This is a genomic window from Pseudomonas leptonychotis (genome assembly GCF_004920405.1).
Taxonomy (GTDB): domain Bacteria; phylum Pseudomonadota; class Gammaproteobacteria; order Pseudomonadales; family Pseudomonadaceae; genus Aquipseudomonas; species Aquipseudomonas leptonychotis.
The window spans coordinates 723,687-741,689 of the sequence record NZ_RFLV01000001.1 but is presented as its reverse complement, the minus strand read 5'-3'; the positions used below and the strand labels follow the sequence as shown (position 1 = coordinate 741,689).

Below are 18,003 nucleotides of genomic sequence, written 5' to 3'. Positions count from 1 at the left end.
CCTCAATCCATACGCCTGGAAGATCCTGTCGATATGTTTGCGCCTTTGTTGAAAAAACTCTTTGGAAGCAAGAACGAGCGTGAAGTCAAACGCATGCTCAAGGCGGTTCAGTCCGTCAATGCCTTCGAGGAGCAGATGCTTGCCCTCTCCGATGAGCAACTGCGTGCCAAGACGGAGGCATTCAAAGCCCGTCTGGCCAAAGGTGAAACCCTTGATGAGTTGTTGCCTGAAGCCTTTGCCGTAGCCCGCGAGGCCGGTAAGCGTGTAATGGGTATGCGCCACTTCGACGTGCAGTTGATTGGTGGTATGACCCTGCACGAAGGCAAGATCGCCGAGATGCGCACCGGTGAGGGTAAAACCCTGGTGGCAACGCTGGCGGTCTACCTCAATGCACTGTCCGGCAAGGGCGTGCATGTGGTCACGGTCAACGATTACTTGGCCCGCCGCGACGCTAACTGGATGCGTCCGCTGTATGAATTTCTCGGCCTAACGGTGGGTATCGTCACCCCGTTTATGCCGCCGGAAGAGAAGCGTGAGGCCTACGCGGCCGACATCACCTACGGCACCAACAACGAATTCGGTTTCGATTACCTGCGCGACAACATGGCGTTCAGCCTGGAAGACAAATTCCAGCGCGAGCTGAATTTCGCCGTAATCGACGAAGTTGACTCCATCCTGATCGACGAAGCGCGCACCCCGCTGATCATCTCCGGCCAGGCCGAAGACAGCTCGCGTCTCTACACCGAGATCAATAAGTTGATTCCGCGCCTCAAACTGCATGTTGAGGAAGAGGAAGGCATCGTTACTCAGGAAGGCCATTACAAGCTGGATGAGAAGGCGCGTCAGGTTGAGTTGAACGAAGCCGGCCACCAGTTTGTTGAGGAAATGCTCACCGAAGTGGGCCTGCTGGCCGAAGGCGAAAGCCTCTATTCGGCGCACAACCTGGGCCTGCTGACCCACGTTTATTCGGGTTTGCGCGCGCACAAGTTGTTCAACCGCAACGTTGAATACATCGTGCAGAAGGATCAGGTACTGCTGATTGACGAACACACGGGCCGTACCATGCCCGGCCGTCGTCTGTCTGAAGGCCTGCACCAGGCGATCGAAGCAAAAGAAGGCCTGTCTATCCAGGCTGAGAGCCAGACCCTGGCGTCGACCACGTTCCAGAACTACTTCCGCCTCTACAACAAGCTGTCCGGCATGACCGGTACAGCGGATACCGAAGCGTTTGAGTTCCATCAGATCTACGGCTTGGCGGTGATCGTGATCCCGACCAACCGTGCGCTGGCGCGTAAGGATTTCAATGACCTGGTCTACCTGACCCAGGAAGAGAAATACGCCGCCATCGTTACCGACATCAAGGAATGCATGGCCCTGGGCCGTCCGATTCTGGTGGGTACCGCCTCGATTGACAGCTCCGAGTACGTCTCACGCCTGCTCGACCAGGAAAACATTGCGCACAAGGTGCTCAATGCCAAATTCCACGAAAAAGAAGCCGAAATTATTGCTCAGGCCGGCCGCCCTGGTGCGCTGACCATCGCCACCAACATGGCCGGTCGCGGTACCGACATCGTGCTGGGGGGTAACTGGGAAGTTGAAGTGGCCAATCTGGAGCTCTCTAGCCAGGAGCAGCCTACGCCCGAGCAGATCGCGCAGATCAAGGCTGATTGGCAAAAGCGCCACCAGCAGGTGATCGAGTCAGGTGGCTTGCACGTGATTGCCTCCGAGCGCCATGAGTCGCGCCGTATCGACAACCAGCTGCGTGGTCGTTCTGGTCGCCAGGGCGATCCGGGCTCCAGCCGCTTTTACTTGTCGCTGGAAGACAACCTGATGCGCATCTTTGCCTCCGACCGGGTGAAGAACTTTATGAAGGCCCTGGGCATGCAGGCCGGTGAGGCCATTGAGCACCGCATGGTCAGTAACGCTATCGAGAAAGCCCAGCGCAAGGTTGAAGGGCGCAACTTCGATATGCGTAAGCAGCTGTTGGAATTTGACGACGTCGCCAACGAACAGCGCAAAGTGATCTATCACATGCGTAACACCCTGCTGGCGGCCGACAACATTGGCGAGACCATCGGCGAGTTCCGTCAGGAAGTACTGGATCAGACGATCAACGAACATATCGCGCCGCAGTCGCTGCCTGAGCAGTGGGATATCGCCGGTCTGGAGGAAGCGCTCTACAGCAGCTTTAATCTGCGTCTGCCGATTCAGCAGTGGCTCGATGATGACCACAAACTCTACGAAGAAACCTTGCGTGCACGGATTCTTGAAGAGCTGATCACGGCGTACAACGAGAAGGAAATCGAGGCCAGTGCCGAAGCGCTGCGCACCTTCGAGAAGCAAATTCTGCTGCGTGTACTCGACGATCTGTGGAAAGACCACCTGTCGACCATGGATCACCTGCGTCACGGTATTCACCTGCGTGGCTATGCGCAGAAAAACCCGAAGCAGGAATACAAGCGCGAGTCGTTCACCCTGTTCCAAGAACTGCTGGATTCGATCAAGCGCGACACCATCCGCGTGCTGTCGCATGTGCAAGTGCGTCGTGAAGACCCGGCTGAAGAAGAAGCCCGTCTGCGTCGTGACGCAGAAGCCATGGCTGAGCGCATGCAGTTCCAGCATGCCGATGCCTCGGCACTGCCACAGCAAACGGGCGAAGAAGACGGTGATGTGGCGGTTGCCGCTGCACCGGTGCGCACCGAACCGAAGATCGGTCGTAATGAAAGCTGCCCGTGTGGCTCCGGCAAGAAGTACAAGCACTGCCACGGTCAAGTGAACTAAGCCGACCGCTGACGACTTAAAGCGGGTTGAGCCGACAGTGAAGTTGGCTATGCTTGACCCAGCTTGAATAACGCCGCGAACGGTTTGACCGTTCGCGGCGTTTTACCATCGCAATTTGTCCCATCACCTCAAGGAGCGTTTCTATGGCTGTTGGTCTTGGCCCGTTATCTACTCTGCACCCAGTTCCAGGTTTCGAGTTGGGCATCGCTTCTGCGGGCATCAAGCGCCCTGGGCGAAAGGATGTGGTGGTGATGCGCTGTGCCGAAGGCTCCAGCATAGCGGGGGTGTTTACCCTGAATGCGTTCTGCGCTGCGCCGGTAATTTTGGCCAAAAAACGCGTGCAGGGCAGCGTGCGTTACCTGCTGACCAATACGGGCAATGCCAATGCCGGCACCGGTGAGCCGGGCCTGCAGAACGCCCAGCGCACCTGTGCGGCGCTGGCTCAATTGACCGGTGTTGATGAGAGCGCGGTGCTGCCGTTCTCCACGGGGGTGATTGGTGAGCCCTTGCCAGTCGAGAAAATTGAAGGCGCATTGCAGGCCGCCCTCGACGATTTATCCGCAGACCATTGGGCCGAAGCCGCCACCGGCATCATGACCACTGACACCTTGCCCAAGGGTGCCAGCCGCCAGTTTCAGCACGATGGTGTGACTGTCACTGTCACCGGCATCAGCAAAGGCGCCGGGATGATCCGGCCGAATATGGCGACCATGCTTGGTTATGTTGCTACCGACGCCAAAGTAACCCGTAGCGTGTTGCAGGATTTGGTGCGTGATGCGGCCAATAAGTCGTTCAATCGCATCACCATCGATGGTGATACCTCGACAAACGATTGCTGCATGCTGATCGCCACCGGCCAGGCCGCGCTGCCAGAAATCAGCGAAGCCAGTGGTGAGCTGTTCGCCAAGCTCAAGCAGGCGGTATTTGACGTGTTTATGGAGGTGGCCCAAGCCATCGTGCGGGACGGCGAGGGCGCGACCAAGTTCGTCACCGTGCAGGTCAATGGCGGAGGCACCCATCAAGAGTGCTTGGACGTCGCCTATGCTGTGGCCCACTCACCCTTGATCAAAACGGCGCTGTTTGCCTCCGACCCGAACTGGGGGCGCATCCTTGCCGCCGTCGGCTACGCCGGTGTGGCGCAATTGGACGTGAGCAAGATTGACGTGTTCCTGGGCGATGTGTGCATCGCCAGCCGCGGTTGCCGCGCTGCGAGCTACACCGAGGAGCAGGGCGCGGCGGTAATGGCCAAGGAGGAAATTGGCATTCGCATTGAACTGGGTCGCGGCAGCTGCAGCGAAACCATCTGGACCACCGACCTGTCCCACGAATACGTGAGAATCAACGCCGAATACCGCAGCTGATTCTTCTCGTGATCGTTTGACTGCTCTGCATTCCCGGTATTCATGGGCCCATGAATATCGGGAATTTGCTATTCAGAGAGTCGCCTTTTAAGGTCGTTCGACCTTCCCGCATCGAGCGCTACCCATGTCCCTCACTCTGGTTATCGGCGACAAAACCTATTCGACTTGGTCTCTGCGCGCCGCGTTGGCACTTGAGCTGACGGGCGAGCCTTATCGCGAAGTGCTGATTGCGCTCAATCGCAGTGATACCCGTGCGCGGATTCTTGAGCATTCGCCGACCGGCAAAGTACCGTTGCTAATCAGCGCAGACGGGCCCGTGTGGGATAGCCTGGCAATTGCCGAATACTTGGCCGAGTGTTTTGCTGAGGCCCATCTGTGGCCGCAAGCGCGTGCCGCCCGCGCCATGGCGCGCAGCGTGTGCGCAGAGATGCACAGCGGGTTTGTCGCTTTGCGCACGCACCTGCCCATGGACCTCAAGCGCGATCAGGCCCTGGCTGAGGTTCCTAGCGATGCTCAACTCGATATTCAGCGCATTTGCGCGCTCTGGGCCGAGTGCCGCGCAGGCTTCGGGCAAAACGGTGCCTTCTTGTTTGGTCAGCCCTGCCTGGCGGATGCCTTCTTTGCACCGGTCGCAGCGCGCCTGCGCAGTTATCAGGTGGAGTTGCCGGCAGAGGCCGCCGCTTATGTCGAGACTATCTATCAGTGGCCGGCGTTTCAGCGTTGGTATCAGGCCGCCCAGGAGGAGCATCTGGCGTGAAGCGTATTCATGTGGCAGCCGCGGTTATTCGTGGCAAAGACGGGCAAATATTGATCGCCAAACGTTGCGACGATAAACATCAGGGTGGCCTTTGGGAGTTTCCCGGAGGCAAGGTTGAGGCCGGTGAAACGGCGCAGGCCGCCTTAGCCCGCGAGCTGGAGGAGGAGTTGGGCATCCTTGTCACCACTGCGCGACCATTGATTCAGGTGCGCCACGATTACCCGGATAAACACGTGCTGTTGGATGTGTGGGACGTCTCGGCCTTTACCGGCGAGCCGCATGGCGCTGAAGGTCAGCCGTTGGCCTGGGTGAGCGCGAAGCAGATAAGTGAATATGAATTTCCGGCGGCCAATCGGCCGATTGTTGCGGCCGCGCGCTTGCCCGAGCATTACCTGATTACCCCTGAGGGCTTGAGTGGGCCGCAGCTGTTGCGCGGTATTCAGGCGGCGCTGAAAAGCGGTATTCGTTTGCTGCAACTACGCGCCCCGACGATGTTCGATGCGCAATACCGTGACATCGCGGTAGACGCCCTCGGGCTCTGTGCAGGCAAGGCGCAATTGATGCTCAAAGGTCCGCTGGAGTGGTTGGGCGACTTTCCCGCCGCGGGCTGGCACCTGACCGCCCAACAGCTGCGTGAGTTGAGCGCGGGTGGTCGACCGTTCCCAAGCGAGCGCTGGTTGGCCGCCTCGTGCCATTCGGCAGATGAATTGGCGCTGGCCGCGCAGATGGGGGTGGATTTCATCACCCTGTCGCCGGTGCAGGCCACGCAGACGCACCCTGAAGCACAGCCGCTGGGTTGGGCGCAGGTTGCCGAGTTATTGCAGGGCTTTAATCAGCCGGCCTACCTGCTGGGCGGGGTGACCCCGGCTAACGCTGAACAGGCTTGGCAGGTCGGTGCGCAAGGCGTTGCCGGTATTCGCGCGTTTTGGCCCGAGTGAGTGCTGGCGTTGGCAGGCCCTGGGCAAAGGGCGTTATAGTCGCGCCCTCAAATGGTGCGTGATAGTCGAGCGTTTAACGGTGCAAGGCATCAAAGGGTGGTTCAAAGGCTTTTGGCCGGCTCCCATGGCGGTCAGCCTGAGCGAGCGGGTGCTGAGCTGCGTGGGCGCGGTGTTAGGGCTGTTGTTCAGCGGTTGGCTATGCAGTGAGGTGCTGGGCAGTGCCAGCCCTTGGCTAATTGCCCCAATGGGCGCGTCGGCGGTGCTGCTGTTTGCCGTGCCGGCCAGCCCCCTGGCGCAGCCGTGGTCAATTCTGGGCGGCAATCTGATCTCCGCGCTGGTGGGTGTCAGCTGCGCCACCTGGCTTGGCCATGATGCCGTAGTGGGCGCTCTGGCCGGCGGCCTGGCGATTGCGGCGATGTTTGCCCTACGTTGTTTACACCCGCCGGGTGGTGCTGTGGCGCTGACGGCGGTGCTGGCAGGGCCTGAGGTGGCTGAGCTGGGTTATCACTTTGCCCTCTACCCCGTTGGGTTGAACTCGCTGGGTCTGTTATTGATTGCCCTGTTGTTCAATAACGCCTTACGCCGACAGTACCCGCACCGGCCGCTTGAGCATGGCAACGTACACAACACCCGCGATCCTATCCCGCGTGATCGCTTGGGCTTTACTCCCGCTGACCTGGATGCCGTACTGCAAGCCCGTGGTGAGCTGCTCGATATTTCCCGCGAGGACCTGGAAGAGATTCTTCTGCAGACTGAGGCGCGCGCTTATCAGCGCCGTTTTGGCGAGGTGCGCTGCGCCGATATCATGTCCCGCGATGTACAAACCCTTGCCCCGGATACAGCGCTTGTTGAAGCTCGCGCCAGCCTGCATGAGCATCGGTTAACCGCCATGCCGGTGGTCAACCCCCAGGGACAATTGCTCGGCATGCTTGGGCTGCTTGACGTGTTGCAAGCATCCACTGATGCTCGCGATGTTGAGGCTTGCATGCGCCGTCAGGTGCCAACCTGTCGCGCTGATTGGCCCGTCACCTACTTGCTGCAGATGCTCACCGATAGTGATGTGCACCGAGTGCCCGTGATTGACGAAGCGCGGCGGGTGGTAGGGCTGGTCAGCCAGTCTGATCTGCTGGCGGCGCTGTTTAGGATGTCCCTGCAGGGCTCTTCAGTGGCAACCGCAAATATGGCGGACAGCTGACGGCAAGGTCTGCGTTATTCTCTGTACTTCCCGTTGTTTGGCTGTTGAGTGTGCCCATGTCGGTAGATGCCCGTTCCCCCTCGAATATGCGCCCCAGTACGCTGCATTTGCCGCGCGGGAACTGGGCGACGGTGCTCGAATGCTTGTGCGCGCATTTTCCGGCGATTGCCCCGGCGGTGTGGCAAGCACGTATGGCCCGTGGCCGGGTTTTGGACGCCCACGGTCAGCCGATCACGCTGCAAACGGCTTATCGCGAAGGGTTAAAAGTACATTACTTTCGTGAAGTGCCAGCAGAAACGCCAATTCCCTTCGAAGAGCGCGTGCTGCATGTCGATGAGCATCTGCTGGTGGCCGATAAGCCGCATTTTCTGCCGGTGATGCCGGCTGGCGAATACGTCGAGCAGACCTTGCAGGCACGCCTGGCCAAGCGCCTGGGTAATGCCGACTTGGTGCCGCTGCACCGGATTGATCGACACACCGCGGGCCTGGTGCTGTTTTCCACCAACCGCCAGAGCCGCGGTCAGTACCAGGCGTTGTTTCGCCTGCGGCAAATGGAAAAGTGTTATGAGGCGCTGGCGCCAGCCTTGCCGCACCTGACCTTTCCACTGTTACGCACGACGCGTCTGGACGCAGCTGAGCCGTTTTTCCGCATGCAAGAGGTGACCGGTGAGGCCAACACCGAAACGCGCATCGACGTTGCCCAGCGCCTCGGTGAGCATTGGCTGTACCGGCTTTATCCTGTGACGGGCAAGAAGCACCAGTTGCGCGTGCACCTGGCCGCGCTGGGCGCGCCGATTCTCAATGACCCGTTCTACCCCCAGGTTACGGATGCCCCGGGCGTTCCGGACGATTACAGCAAGCCGCTTAAGCTGCTGGCCAAGGGGCTGAGCTTTATCGATCCGCTAACGGGTGAGCGACGCAGTTTCGAAAGCCAGCTCAGCCTGCTTTGAGGCGGTAGGGTTGTCCGCGCACGGGCTCTCGAATCACATCCGGGCGAGGGATTAATCCGCTTGCTTGGGCGCCGCCTGCCAGAGTATTTCCGCGACCTGCTGGCGCTTGGCAATCACACGTGCAGCCACGAATAGCAGGTCAGACAGGCGATTGATGTAAGCCAAGCCAACGCCGCGAATCGGCTCCACCGCATTCAGATGTTGGCAGCGGCGCTCGGCGCTGCGCGCCAGGCTGCGGCAGACGTGAGCCTGGGCGATCAAGCGTGAGCCGCCGGGGAGGATGAAATTCTCCAGCGGGCCGACTTCTTCGTTCCAGCGGTCAATAGCGCCTTCCAGGCGCTCGATTTCCGGAGCCTGCAGGGCCTGGTAATCGGGCATCGCCAGCTCACCGCCAAGATCGAACAGACGGTGCTGGCAGGGCGCAAGCACCTCAATAATCTCGGCAAGTCCTGGGTGTTGGGCTTGCTGCTCGGCCAGGTCGGCGAGCAACAGGCCAATGTGGCTGTTCAGCGTATCCACCTCGCCCATGGCATCCACGCGCGGGTGGTCCTTGGTCACGCGACGGCCATCGGCCAGGCCAGTTTCACCGGCATCGCCGGTGCGTGTGTAAATTTTCGAAAGGCGGTAGCCCATGGCTCAAAGACCTGTGTCGGGAAGGGTGGTGGCCAGCGGCAAACGCAAGGTAAAACAGGTGCCTTGACCTGCTTTTGACTGCACTTCCATCTGCCCTTTGTGGTTGTTGGTAATGATGAAGTAGGACACGGACAGGCCGAGCCCAGTGCCCTGGCCCACCTCCTTGGTGGTGAAGAACGGCTCGAAAATACGCTTGCGCACCGACTCGGGCATGCCGACGCCGTTGTCCTCGACCTGGATCTCCGCCCAGGGCGCAGCCAGGCGCACGCGCAGGGTGATCTGCCCTGGCGGCGCTGTATCGTCGCGCTGGTGGATGGCTTGGGCAGCGTTTTTCAGTAGATTGAGTAGTACCTGCTCCAGTTCGTTGGCGGTGCCGGGCACGGCAGGCAGTGCGGCTTCAAAATCGCGCAGGATGTGCAGGCTCTTAAAGTCGAAGCTTTCGGTCAGGTCGAAGTCGTTACTGGCGATCTCCACGGCCTGGTCGATGAGTGCTGGCAAGTGGCAGGGCGCCAGTTGTCGATCGCTGCGGCGACTGAAATTGAGCATGTGGCTGACGATTTTCGCCGCGCGGCTGCCAGCCTGCTGGATGCCGTCGAGCAGGCGCGGAATTTCCCGGGCATGCAGGTAGCGATCAATGGCTTCCAGGCAGATGCCAGTCTGCTCGGCCTGTTCGCGGTTTTTTTCCAGCTCCGGAGACAGGCGTCTGCGGATGTTTTGCACGTTGTGCAGGATGGCCCCCAGCGGGTTGTTGATCTCGTGTGCCATGCCGGCAGCTAGGCCGCCGACCGAGAGCATTTTTTCCGACTGCACCATCATCTCTTCCATGTTCAGGCGCTGGGTGATGTCGTCGATACGGATCACCACGCCACGCCCGCTGCCGCCCGTTAACGGGTAAAAGGTCAGGGCGAAGTGGCACGGCTGTTCATTGTTGCTTCCCCAGGTAAAGCGCTCGATCTTTTCCACCTGATGCTGCTCAACGGTGCGCTGCATTTGTGGCAGAAATTGTTTTAGCGGCGGGAAAGCGAGAAAGATCGGCTGGTTCAGCGCCTCATCCAGGCCGGTGCCGGAGAGGCTGCTGGCTTCCTGGTTCCATTGGGTGACGTAGAGCTGCTCGTCGAGGGCGATCAGTGCCGAGGGCATGGAGTCGATGATGCTGTTGAGGTACTTCTGAAAGCCGGTGAGTTTTTTCTCGATTTTGCTGCGCACCTGAACTTCGAGCTCCAACTTGCGGTTGAAGTGGCGGGTTTCTTCGGCCAGACGCTGGGCCTGGTCGAAGGCTTGCTGAGCGTCGTCGCGGGCCCGTTTGAGTTGCTGCTCGCGGGCTTCGATGCGCACCAGCATGGTGTTGAAGGCATCGGCCAGGCTGCCTATTTCATCCGCGTTACCCCGCCGCGCGCGCAGGGCGTAGTTTTCCTCGCGGGTAACCTGGCGTGAGAGCTCCTCGAGGCGGCGGATCGGGCGGGTGATCAGGCGGCGTACTTGGCGCGAGACAATCAGCCAGAGCAGTACGCTTAACGCGAGGATGACCAGGCTGGCGGTCAGGGTGCCGGTGTAGAACACCCCAGGAAGCTCACTGGAGGCCACCAGCAGCAGATGACCGGCGCTACCTGTGGCTTGCGGTAGTTCGACCAATTGGTTGATGCGGAACTCGCTGTGGCGCCAGGATTCGACGTCCTCGATACGCTGTGGCAGCTGCAGCTTGGTGCCGCGCTGCAACTGCGCCAAGTTCAGACCTTTAGCGTCATAGATCACCGCTGCACGCAGGGGCGCGTAATCATCTAGGCGTCTGAGCAGCTCTTCGGCGGCGCCGGGTGAGCTCAGCGCTTGCCTGCTCAGCGGCGGGCTGGCAATCAACCGGCCGAGGGTGTGCAGGGCTTGCGGTGCCACGCTCTCCTGAGAGATCCAGTAGGCCGCGCTGATAAATGCCAGGTTGGCCACCAGCAATACTGTGGCCAGCAATACCAGCAGGGCAGCCAGCAGCTTGCGGCCGACGGGTAGATTTTCAAGGCGCTGGCGCAGAGGCATGGAGAAGGAAGTCGGTGGTGAGCGTGCGGGCAGGTTAGGGGCTGTTGATGTTTGCGCGCAAGTGAGTAACGCCAACAGGCGCCGGGATGCGGTTCAGTGGCTGGGCAATCCGTGTGCTTGCAGGTGAGCCAGCAGTTGGCCGTGCAGAGCCTGTAAATGCGGCAGCACCAATTGGTGACGTTGTGCGGCATTGCAGGCGTAACCCAGCAGGTAGGTGATTTCTGTACGCCGGCCCTGGCTGACATCCTGATGCATGGAAGAATAGTTCGCAGCGGTGGCTAGGATCACCCGTTGCACTTCATCGTGCAGGTTCTCTGCGGCCGCACTGTGGCCACAGCAGTGCAGCAGTTCGATTAGCTCGTTGCACAGGCAGGTGATGTGAGCCGGGTGTTCAGTCAGCCCGCCATTGCGGCAGTCATGCAGCACGGTCAACGGATTGATGGCGCAATTTAATGCCAGCTTGCGCCACAGCCTGCTGGTGATATTGAGGCTCCAGTCATGGCCAATGCCGGCCTGGCGCAAGTCTTCCAGCCAGATTGGCGGCTGCAGATCAAGCGGGTCGCCGAGCCAGGTATGGCCGTGGCCGGCAAACACCACCTGGAAATCCGCCTGACGAAACGCGCCCTCAGTGCTAGAGGCAAAGATGCAGCGCGCCTGGGGCGCTGCGCGGGCGACTTCATCCTGGCTGCCCAAACCATTTTGCAGCAGGAGGATTTCGGCGCCAGGAACCAGGCGTGGCGCCAGTTGGCTCACGGCAGCGGCGGCGTCATAGGCCTTGCAGGCCAGCAGCAGGCGCTGGATTGGCTGCGGATGATCCGGAATGTGCGCGGTGATGGCGTAGTGCTGGGCCTCGCCTTGTTCAATCAGGGTCAGGCCGCCGGCGTGTTGATAGCTGCGCAAGCGGGCCTGATCGCGCAGGATCAGTTGCACTGGTAGGCCGGCCCGCGCCAGGCGCGTGGCCCACAGACTGCCAAGGCTGCCGGCACCGAGGATATGCCACATGTTGAACGTCGTTTACTACGGCAACGGCAGGCGTAGGGCTGTTACCCGGCCGCTGTTGTAGGACTCGGGCAATAGTGTTTCGGCGTGTTCAATGATCTGGTCCGGGGTACATGGCAGGCCTTTAGCGTCGAGGCCAACCAGGCTGATCGCGGCTTTAAGGCTGATAAAACCTTCGCTGGTTTTGAAGGCCTTGAGGTTTATACCTTCGTGCAGGCGTTTGAAGCTGCTTGGCGAGCATTCGTGCAAGTCGCTTAGCAGGGTGATCAGGCCGAAGTGGTTTTCGTCCAGGCGTACCAGCACATCCAGCGGCCTCACAAGCTGTTGCAGGCGGCGGGCCACGCCGCTGAGCAGCTCGTTGTAGAAGGCATCACCATGCTGCTGATGCAGCTCGTGTACGTCCTGTAGGCCGATCAACAGGTAACACAGGGCGCCGCCGCGCGATTCAACCTGGCGCAGGCTGTCGAGCATCTTCTGCTGCAGGTAACGGTTGTTGCCCAGCCCGGTGAGCGGGTCGATCAGGTTGCGCTGCTCCAGGCTGGCGATATTTTCGGTGAGTAGGCGATTTTCCTGCAGCAGGCGCTGCAGGGTGTTGCACAAGCGGTCTGCGGCGTAAACCCGCGGCACCAGTTGCTCGTTCATGGCCGCTTTGCTGATGAAGTCATCAACGCCGCTGTCGAACGCCTCCCCCAGTACATTCTCGCCTTCCTTGCCGGTGAGCAAGATGACGTAGGTGTAATGGTGGGCCATTTCATCGAACTGGCGTACCTGTACTGTCAGCTCCAGGCCATTCATCTCGGGCATCAGCCAGTCGGCCAGCAATACGCTGGCTGGGCGCTGTTCGAGCAGTTTGATGGCTTCGGCGGCGCTGCTGGCGAATCGCAGGTCCAGATAACCCGCCTGACTCAGGGCGCGCCCGATCATGGCGCTGGAGAACTTGGCGTCATCGACGACCAAAATGCTCAGGTGGGGGTTCGGCATGGGCAGGCTCGCTAGGGGGAAATCACATGGGCCCGATACTTCGCCGGGCAGTGTGTGTTGCTACCGCTATATAATGGCTGGGTTTTTTCACCGTCAAGCCAGGCGTGTCCCGTTCGTGATGCAGGGCGCGCCGTCTATCTGGAGTAAGACCATGCCCTCATTCGACGTGGTGTCCGAGTTGGACAAACATGAAGTCAGCAACGCTATCGATAATGCCGTCAAAGAGCTGGAGCGTCGTTATGACCTGCGCGGTAAAGGTAGCTTTGAGCTGAAAGAGCTGACTGTCAACCTGACAGCCGATGCGGATTTTCAGTTGGAACAGATGCTTGAGATTCTCAAGCTCAGTCTGGTCAAGCGCAAGATCGATGCGCAGTGCCTCGAATTCAAGGATGCCTATGCGTCGGGCAAAAGCGTCAAGCAGGAAGTTATTCTGCGCGAAGGCATCGAAAAAGAGCTGGCCAAGAAAATTGTTGCGCATATTAAGGACAGCAAGCTGAAAGTCCAGGCCGCTATTCAGGGCGAGCAGGTACGCGTTACCGGCAAGAAACGTGATGACCTGCAGGAGGCAATGGCCGCCCTGCGTTCCAAGGATTTCGGTATGCCGTTGCAGTACAACAACTTCCGCGATTGAGGCGTGGGGGAACCTTGCGGTTGAGCTGACGTCGCAACGGTTCACGTGCAGTAAAGCCGCCACGGTTTACCGTGGCGGTTTGTTTTTAAGCTTTAAAAGGATTAACAGATGGAATTTAACGTCGAACAAATAGTGAAAATGTCTGAAGCCTGGCTGCCTGTCGTGCTGGAGTACAGCGGCAAACTGACCCTGGCCTTGATCACGATGCTGATCGGCTGGTGGCTGATCGGCAAGCTCACCAGCAGCATTGGCCGTTTGCTCAACCTGCGTCAGGTTGATAGAGCGCTGAGCAGCTTTATCTGCAGCCTGGTCGGCATCGTGCTGAAAATTTTGCTGTTGGTCAGCGTGGCGTCGATGATCGGTGTGGAAACCACCTCCTTTATCGCGGTGATCGGTGCGGCCGGCCTGGCCATCGGCTTGGCCCTGCAAGGCAGCCTGGCGAATTTCGCGGGCGGGGTGTTGATCATGCTGTTTCGCCCATTTCGCGCCGGCGACTGGATTGAGGCGCAAGGCGTGTCGGGCAGCGTCGACAGCATTCAAATTTTCCATACCACGCTGAAAACTGCCGATAACAAAGTAGTGATCGTGCCCAACGGCAGCCTGTCGAATGGCCATATCACCAACTATTCGCGCGAGCCCAAGCGGCGTGTCGATATCAATGTGGGTATCGATTATTCGAGTGATATTAAGCAGGCGCGAGACGTGCTCTTGGCGATAGCCAAGGATCCACGCGTGCATGCTGATCCGGCTCCGGTGGTGTTTGTCACTGGGCTGGGTGACAGCGCGGTGAACCTGTCATTGCGCGTGTGGGTCGCCACATCTGATTTCTGGCCGGTAACCTTTGCCTTTACCGAGCAGACCAAGGAACGCATGGATGAAGCCGGTATTGGTATTCCATTCCCGCAGCGCGTGGTGCACCTGGTGCAGCAAAACAGTTGAGAGCGACCTAAAGCGTTCGCCGCGTTAGCGGCGAGTCGCTTCATAGAGTGTTTTGAACGTGCGGCCCATCGCCTGTTGATAATGACCTACGAGGGTTTGCCAGTCGGTCTGGTCCCAAGGTGAATGGCGCCGCAGTTGCAGCATGTCGTGCATGGCAGCTTGCTTGCTGGTAAAGCGCCGGCGGCATTTTTCCAGGTCAAGCAGTGCCACTTCGGCGGTTAGCGCCTGACCTTCGCCAGTAATGCGCACGAAGATATGTTTGATGTAGATGCAGCCGTGTTGCCAGCGGGCGGTGTGCAGGCTCGCCAGTGTTTGGGCTACTTTTTGCAGCAATTGCTGGTGCAGCGCTTCACCATATTGCTGGCGATCGTTCTCTGCATACCACTCATCAATCGGTTGAAAACCGTCGAGCGCGCGGGTCACTAACAAAGCACGCCAGCCCTGAGTGTTGTGTTCGGCGGCGCAGAAGATGATTTCCGGCACCTTGACCCCCGCTTTGCGAGCGCCCAGCAGCGCGTCTCGTTCGCGCAGCACGGTGGGGCGGCCAAAGGGGTGGAGCAGGCTGCGGTGAATATGCCCCGTCTGACGCTTGGCATAGAACAGCGTCTCGTCTTTCCAGATGCGCTGTACACCACTGTGGCCGCCACGGCGGTTGTTGGGCTCTTCGACCCACTCGCCCTGAATTTGCCACCAGCTATCGAGGCTTGCGGGGCTAAACAAGGTCTTGGCGTTACTGATTGCTACGGTCATGGTCTGCCCTTTTACTAATGTGTAAGTAGAGCAAGACTCTTGCCACTTTGTTCAATCAGGGTTGTTCAGCGGCGTTAATCGAGCCTGTTTCAGTAGCCTGTGGTCGCTCGCGTCGCCATTGCAGAATGATCAGCACAAGTGTCGGAATACCCAGTAACGCGGTAATCAGGAAGAACTGGGCGTAGCCGAATTTCTCTACCATCACGCCAGAGTACCCCCCAATCAGGCGCGGCAGCAGCAGCATGATTGAGCTGAGCAGGGCGTACTGGGTGGCGGAAAACTTCAGGTTAGTCAGGCTTGATAGGTAGGCGACGAAAGCTGCAGTCGCCAACCCGGCGCTGAAGTTGTCAGCGGAGATGGTCACGATCAGCATCTGCAGGTCTGCGCCCATGCCGGTCAACATCAGGAACAGTAGATTGGTCGCCGCCGAAGCCGCGCCACCGATAAACATGATGGGCAAAATACCGAAGCGCACGATCAGCAAGCCGCCGAAGCCGGCACCGATTAAGGTCATCACCAGGCCGAACAGCTTACTGACGCTGGCAATCTGGTCCTTGGTAAAACCCTGGTCGATATAGAACACGTTGGCCATCACGCCCATCACCGTGTCCGACATGCGGTAGGTGGCGATCAGGCCCAGCAGTAAGAAGGCCTGCCAGCGGTAACGCACGATAAAGTCATTGACCGGTGTCAGCACCGGAGCCAGGCCACGGCGACCCATAGTCGAGAGGCACAGGGCGCTGAGGATGGTGTAGAGCAGGGCGCGCAGGAATGCGCGGTCTTCCAACAGCAGGTCAAGCAGGTTGGCCTCGCCGTTGATCAGGCTGGCGAAATCGGTGTGATAAAACTGCGTGAACATGGCCGGCACTGATACCAGCAGCACAATCAGCACCAGCACCGAAGCAATCTGATGGCTAAAGCCATAGCGGGCGGCCGCCAGTTGCGTGCGCAGCGGCACATCTGGTTCGCGCATCCACAGGCTGGTCAGCAGGCCAGGTAGCATCAGCAGGGCAAACAGCAGGTAGGTGCCAGCCCAAGCGCCGTGTTGATAAAGCAAGGCGGTGGAGCCAAAGCCTTCGGCGAAATACAGTGCACCCGCAGTCGCTAGCAGGGCGGCGACGCGGTAGCCGGCCATATAGCTCGCCGCGAGTGCCGCCTGGCGAGTGTCGTCGACGATTTCTAAGCGATAGGCATCGACGGCAATGTCCTGGGTGGCCGAGGCGAAGGCCACCAGCACGGCCAGGGAGATCAGCCAGGTTAGGTGGGTTTGCGGGTCACACAGGGCCATGCCCGCCAAACCGATGGCAATCAGTATCTGCGACAGCACCAGCCAGGAGCGGCGGCGGCCCAGCTTGCCCAGCAGCGGTAAGCGCCATTGATCGAGCAGTGGCGACCATACCCATTTAAAGGCATAGGCCAGGCCGATTAAGCTGGCAAAGCCAATGGTGTCGCGCGCCACGCCGGCCTCGCGTAACCAGACCGAAAGGGTGGAGAACACCAGCATGTAGGGCAGGCCAGCGGCGAAGCCTAGAAGTAGCAGCACCAATGTTGAGGGGCTGGAGTAGGCAGCAATGGCATCACGCCAGCTTTTACGGGGCATTGAAGGGGTATCAGCCTGAGATTGACCTAATAAAGGGCGCACTCTAACCGCTGTGCTCTATAGGGCGCCAGCCATAGCGCGGCATATCCACCCGATCGTTATGGATTTGCACGCCTTCTTCGCGTAGACGGTTGCGCTGTTCTGCGCCGGACAGGCTGCCAGCGGGCAGGCTGAGGCGCCCGCTGGCGGTAATGACTCGGTGCCAGGGCAGTGTACTGCCGTCCGGCAGTTGGCTAAGGGTGCGCCCGACCCAGCGTGCGGCGCGGCCCAGGCCGGCATAAGCGGCCAGTTGCCCATAGCTCACCACGCAACCGGCCGGCACCTGTGCCAGCACCGTATAAAGCGCCGCACGCCGTTCGGCGTGGCTTGCTGTCGGCTGGCCTGGCGCGGCATGCTTGCCCCCCTGTTCTGGCTCGCTATCCGGCTCTCCCATCATGTTGCTACGTACTCTGTTGTGTTCACTGATTCTTAGCCTGTCTACACCTGTGTGGGCGGACACAGTGTGGTTGAACAATGGTGACCGCCTAAGTGGCGAGATCGTTCTACTCGATGGCGGCAAGCTGGCCCTGAAAACCCGATATGCCGGGCAGGTACTGATTGCCTGGAAGGATATCGACACCCTGCGCTCGCAGAAACCCTTGCTGATACGCCGTCAGGGCCTCGATAGCGAGCACAGCAACCAACTTGAAGCTGCGGGCAAGGGCATGGTGCGAGTCATCAATGGCAGTGTCCAGACAGTGCCCCTGGCTAGTATCACCCGCCTGGTGCCGGCACGACCGGTGCTTGAAGATCGCATCTGGGAGGGTAACTTGGATGCCAAGCTCGATATGGAGCGCAATGAAGACGAAGTCGATGAGTGGAAGCTCAAAGGCAATACGCGCATCGAGCATGGGCGTTGGCGGCATGTGCTGACCGGCGAGCTGGAGCGTGAGACCAAGAATGACAAAAAAATCGATGATAATTGGCAGCTGGAATACGATCTCGACCGCTTTCTTACCGATCATTGGTTCTGGCGCGTGGGTGTAGAGCAGCAAGAGGACGAATTCGAGCGAATCAATCGTCAGCGCATCGTAGGCACCGGACCGGGATACCGCTTCTGGGACAATGAGTTGGGTCGTTTCGACCTGGTCAGTCAGTTCAATCGCGTACGCTTCGAAACAGCCGAGGCGGACCTGGAGTTTGACACCTACTCCCTGGAGTGGGACTACAAGCGCCTGTTGTGGGGGACGCGGTTGGAGTTTTACAGCAACGCCGAACTGCAACTGCCCACGATTAAGCAAATCGACTACGCAATCGACAGTGAAATGGGTTTGCGCTACCGGCTCAATGATTGGGCGCGGCTGTCACTGTTGTATGAGTTGGATCAGGTGCGCGGGCTGGGTCAAACCACCAGCGAACGGCGTTATTTGCTGGGTATTGGTGTGGGTTGGTAGGTGCTATTGGTCAGCGCCGGCTGAACTCGT

General features: G+C 59.5%; 16 protein-coding genes. 9 read left to right on the top strand and 7 right to left on the bottom strand.

Translation table 11 applies throughout. The features are described 5' to 3' along the window. Positions 1–33 precede the first annotated feature (33 nt). From secA to D8779_RS03300, 6 genes are all read left to right on the top strand, one after another. On the top strand, positions 34–2,781 hold the full coding sequence (secA, locus tag D8779_RS03325; protein ID WP_136663039.1) for a preprotein translocase subunit SecA: 2,748 nt from the start codon (positions 34–36) through the stop codon (positions 2,779–2,781). Between the two features lie 143 nt (positions 2,782–2,924). Further along, the gene (gene argJ / locus D8779_RS03320; protein WP_136663038.1) at positions 2,925–4,142 is read left to right on the top strand and encodes a bifunctional glutamate N-acetyltransferase/amino-acid acetyltransferase ArgJ; all 1,218 of its coding nucleotides are present in this window, start codon (positions 2,925–2,927) and stop codon (positions 4,140–4,142) included. 124 nt (positions 4,143–4,266) lie between these two features. Next, on the top strand, positions 4,267–4,899 hold the full coding sequence (locus D8779_RS03315; protein WP_136663037.1) for a glutathione S-transferase family protein: 633 nt from the start codon (positions 4,267–4,269) through the stop codon (positions 4,897–4,899). Continuing rightward, positions 4,896–5,837, top strand: coding sequence for a Nudix family hydrolase (locus tag D8779_RS03310; protein ID WP_136663036.1), 942 nt, complete (start codon positions 4,896–4,898; stop codon positions 5,835–5,837). The genes D8779_RS03315 and D8779_RS03310 overlap by 4 nt, the downstream gene beginning before the upstream one ends. Then, on the top strand, positions 5,794–7,032 hold the full coding sequence (locus D8779_RS03305) for an HPP family protein (RefSeq protein ID WP_205895779.1): 1,239 nt from the start codon (positions 5,794–5,796) through the stop codon (positions 7,030–7,032). Before D8779_RS03310 ends, D8779_RS03305 begins: the two co-directional genes overlap by 44 nt. Positions 7,033–7,088: 56 nt before the next feature. Continuing rightward, positions 7,089–7,982: a pseudouridine synthase gene (locus tag D8779_RS03300; protein WP_136663035.1), complete on the top strand. Its 894-nt coding sequence runs from the start codon at positions 7,089–7,091 to the stop codon at positions 7,980–7,982. 51 nt (positions 7,983–8,033) lie between these two features. On the opposite strand, the gene D8779_RS03295 is transcribed toward D8779_RS03300, so the two are convergent. From D8779_RS03295 to D8779_RS03280, 4 genes are all read right to left on the bottom strand, one after another. Beyond that, positions 8,034–8,615 carry a cob(I)yrinic acid a,c-diamide adenosyltransferase gene (locus D8779_RS03295; protein ID WP_136663034.1) on the bottom strand — a complete coding sequence of 194 codons (582 nt, stop codon included), beginning with the start codon at positions 8,613–8,615 and terminating at the stop codon, positions 8,034–8,036. A gap of 3 nt (positions 8,616–8,618) precedes the next feature. Next, positions 8,619–10,640, bottom strand: coding sequence for a sensor histidine kinase (locus D8779_RS03290; RefSeq protein ID WP_136663033.1), 2,022 nt, complete (start codon positions 10,638–10,640; stop codon positions 8,619–8,621). 93 nt (positions 10,641–10,733) lie between these two features. Then, positions 10,734–11,642: a putative 2-dehydropantoate 2-reductase gene (locus D8779_RS03285; RefSeq protein ID WP_136663032.1), complete on the bottom strand. Its 909-nt coding sequence runs from the start codon at positions 11,640–11,642 to the stop codon at positions 10,734–10,736. Positions 11,643–11,657: 15 nt separating this feature from the next. After that, positions 11,658–12,620: a GGDEF domain-containing response regulator gene (locus D8779_RS03280; RefSeq protein ID WP_136663031.1), complete on the bottom strand. Its 963-nt coding sequence runs from the start codon at positions 12,618–12,620 to the stop codon at positions 11,658–11,660. Positions 12,621–12,771: 151 nt separating this feature from the next. Between D8779_RS03280 and D8779_RS03275 the strand changes: the two genes are divergently transcribed. Next, entirely contained in the window at positions 12,772–13,251 is a 480-nt protein-coding gene (locus D8779_RS03275) for a YajQ family cyclic di-GMP-binding protein (RefSeq protein WP_136663030.1), read from the top strand. Between the two features lie 108 nt (positions 13,252–13,359). After that, positions 13,360–14,190: a mechanosensitive ion channel family protein gene (locus tag D8779_RS03270; RefSeq protein WP_136663029.1), complete on the top strand. Its 831-nt coding sequence runs from the start codon at positions 13,360–13,362 to the stop codon at positions 14,188–14,190. 24 nt (positions 14,191–14,214) lie between these two features. On the opposite strand, the gene D8779_RS03265 is transcribed toward D8779_RS03270, so the two are convergent. The 3 genes from D8779_RS03265 to D8779_RS03255 are packed head-to-tail and all read right to left on the bottom strand — an operon-like array spanning position 14,215 to position 16,973. Next, positions 14,215–14,940, bottom strand: a complete 726-nt coding sequence (locus tag D8779_RS03265) for a lipopolysaccharide kinase InaA family protein (protein WP_136663028.1) — start codon at positions 14,938–14,940, stop codon at positions 14,215–14,217. A gap of 55 nt (positions 14,941–14,995) precedes the next feature. Beyond that, on the bottom strand, positions 14,996–16,540 hold the full coding sequence (locus tag D8779_RS03260) for an AmpG family muropeptide MFS transporter (RefSeq protein ID WP_136663027.1): 1,545 nt from the start codon (positions 16,538–16,540) through the stop codon (positions 14,996–14,998). A gap of 43 nt (positions 16,541–16,583) precedes the next feature. Continuing rightward, the gene (locus D8779_RS03255) at positions 16,584–16,973 is read right to left on the bottom strand and encodes an MGMT family protein (protein ID WP_136663026.1); all 390 of its coding nucleotides are present in this window, start codon (positions 16,971–16,973) and stop codon (positions 16,584–16,586) included. Position 16,974: 1 nt separating this feature from the next. Between D8779_RS03255 and D8779_RS03250 the strand changes: the two genes are divergently transcribed. After that, positions 16,975–17,973 carry a DUF481 domain-containing protein gene (locus tag D8779_RS03250; RefSeq protein WP_136663025.1) on the top strand — a complete coding sequence of 333 codons (999 nt, stop codon included), beginning with the start codon at positions 16,975–16,977 and terminating at the stop codon, positions 17,971–17,973. Positions 17,974–18,003 lie beyond the last annotated feature (30 nt).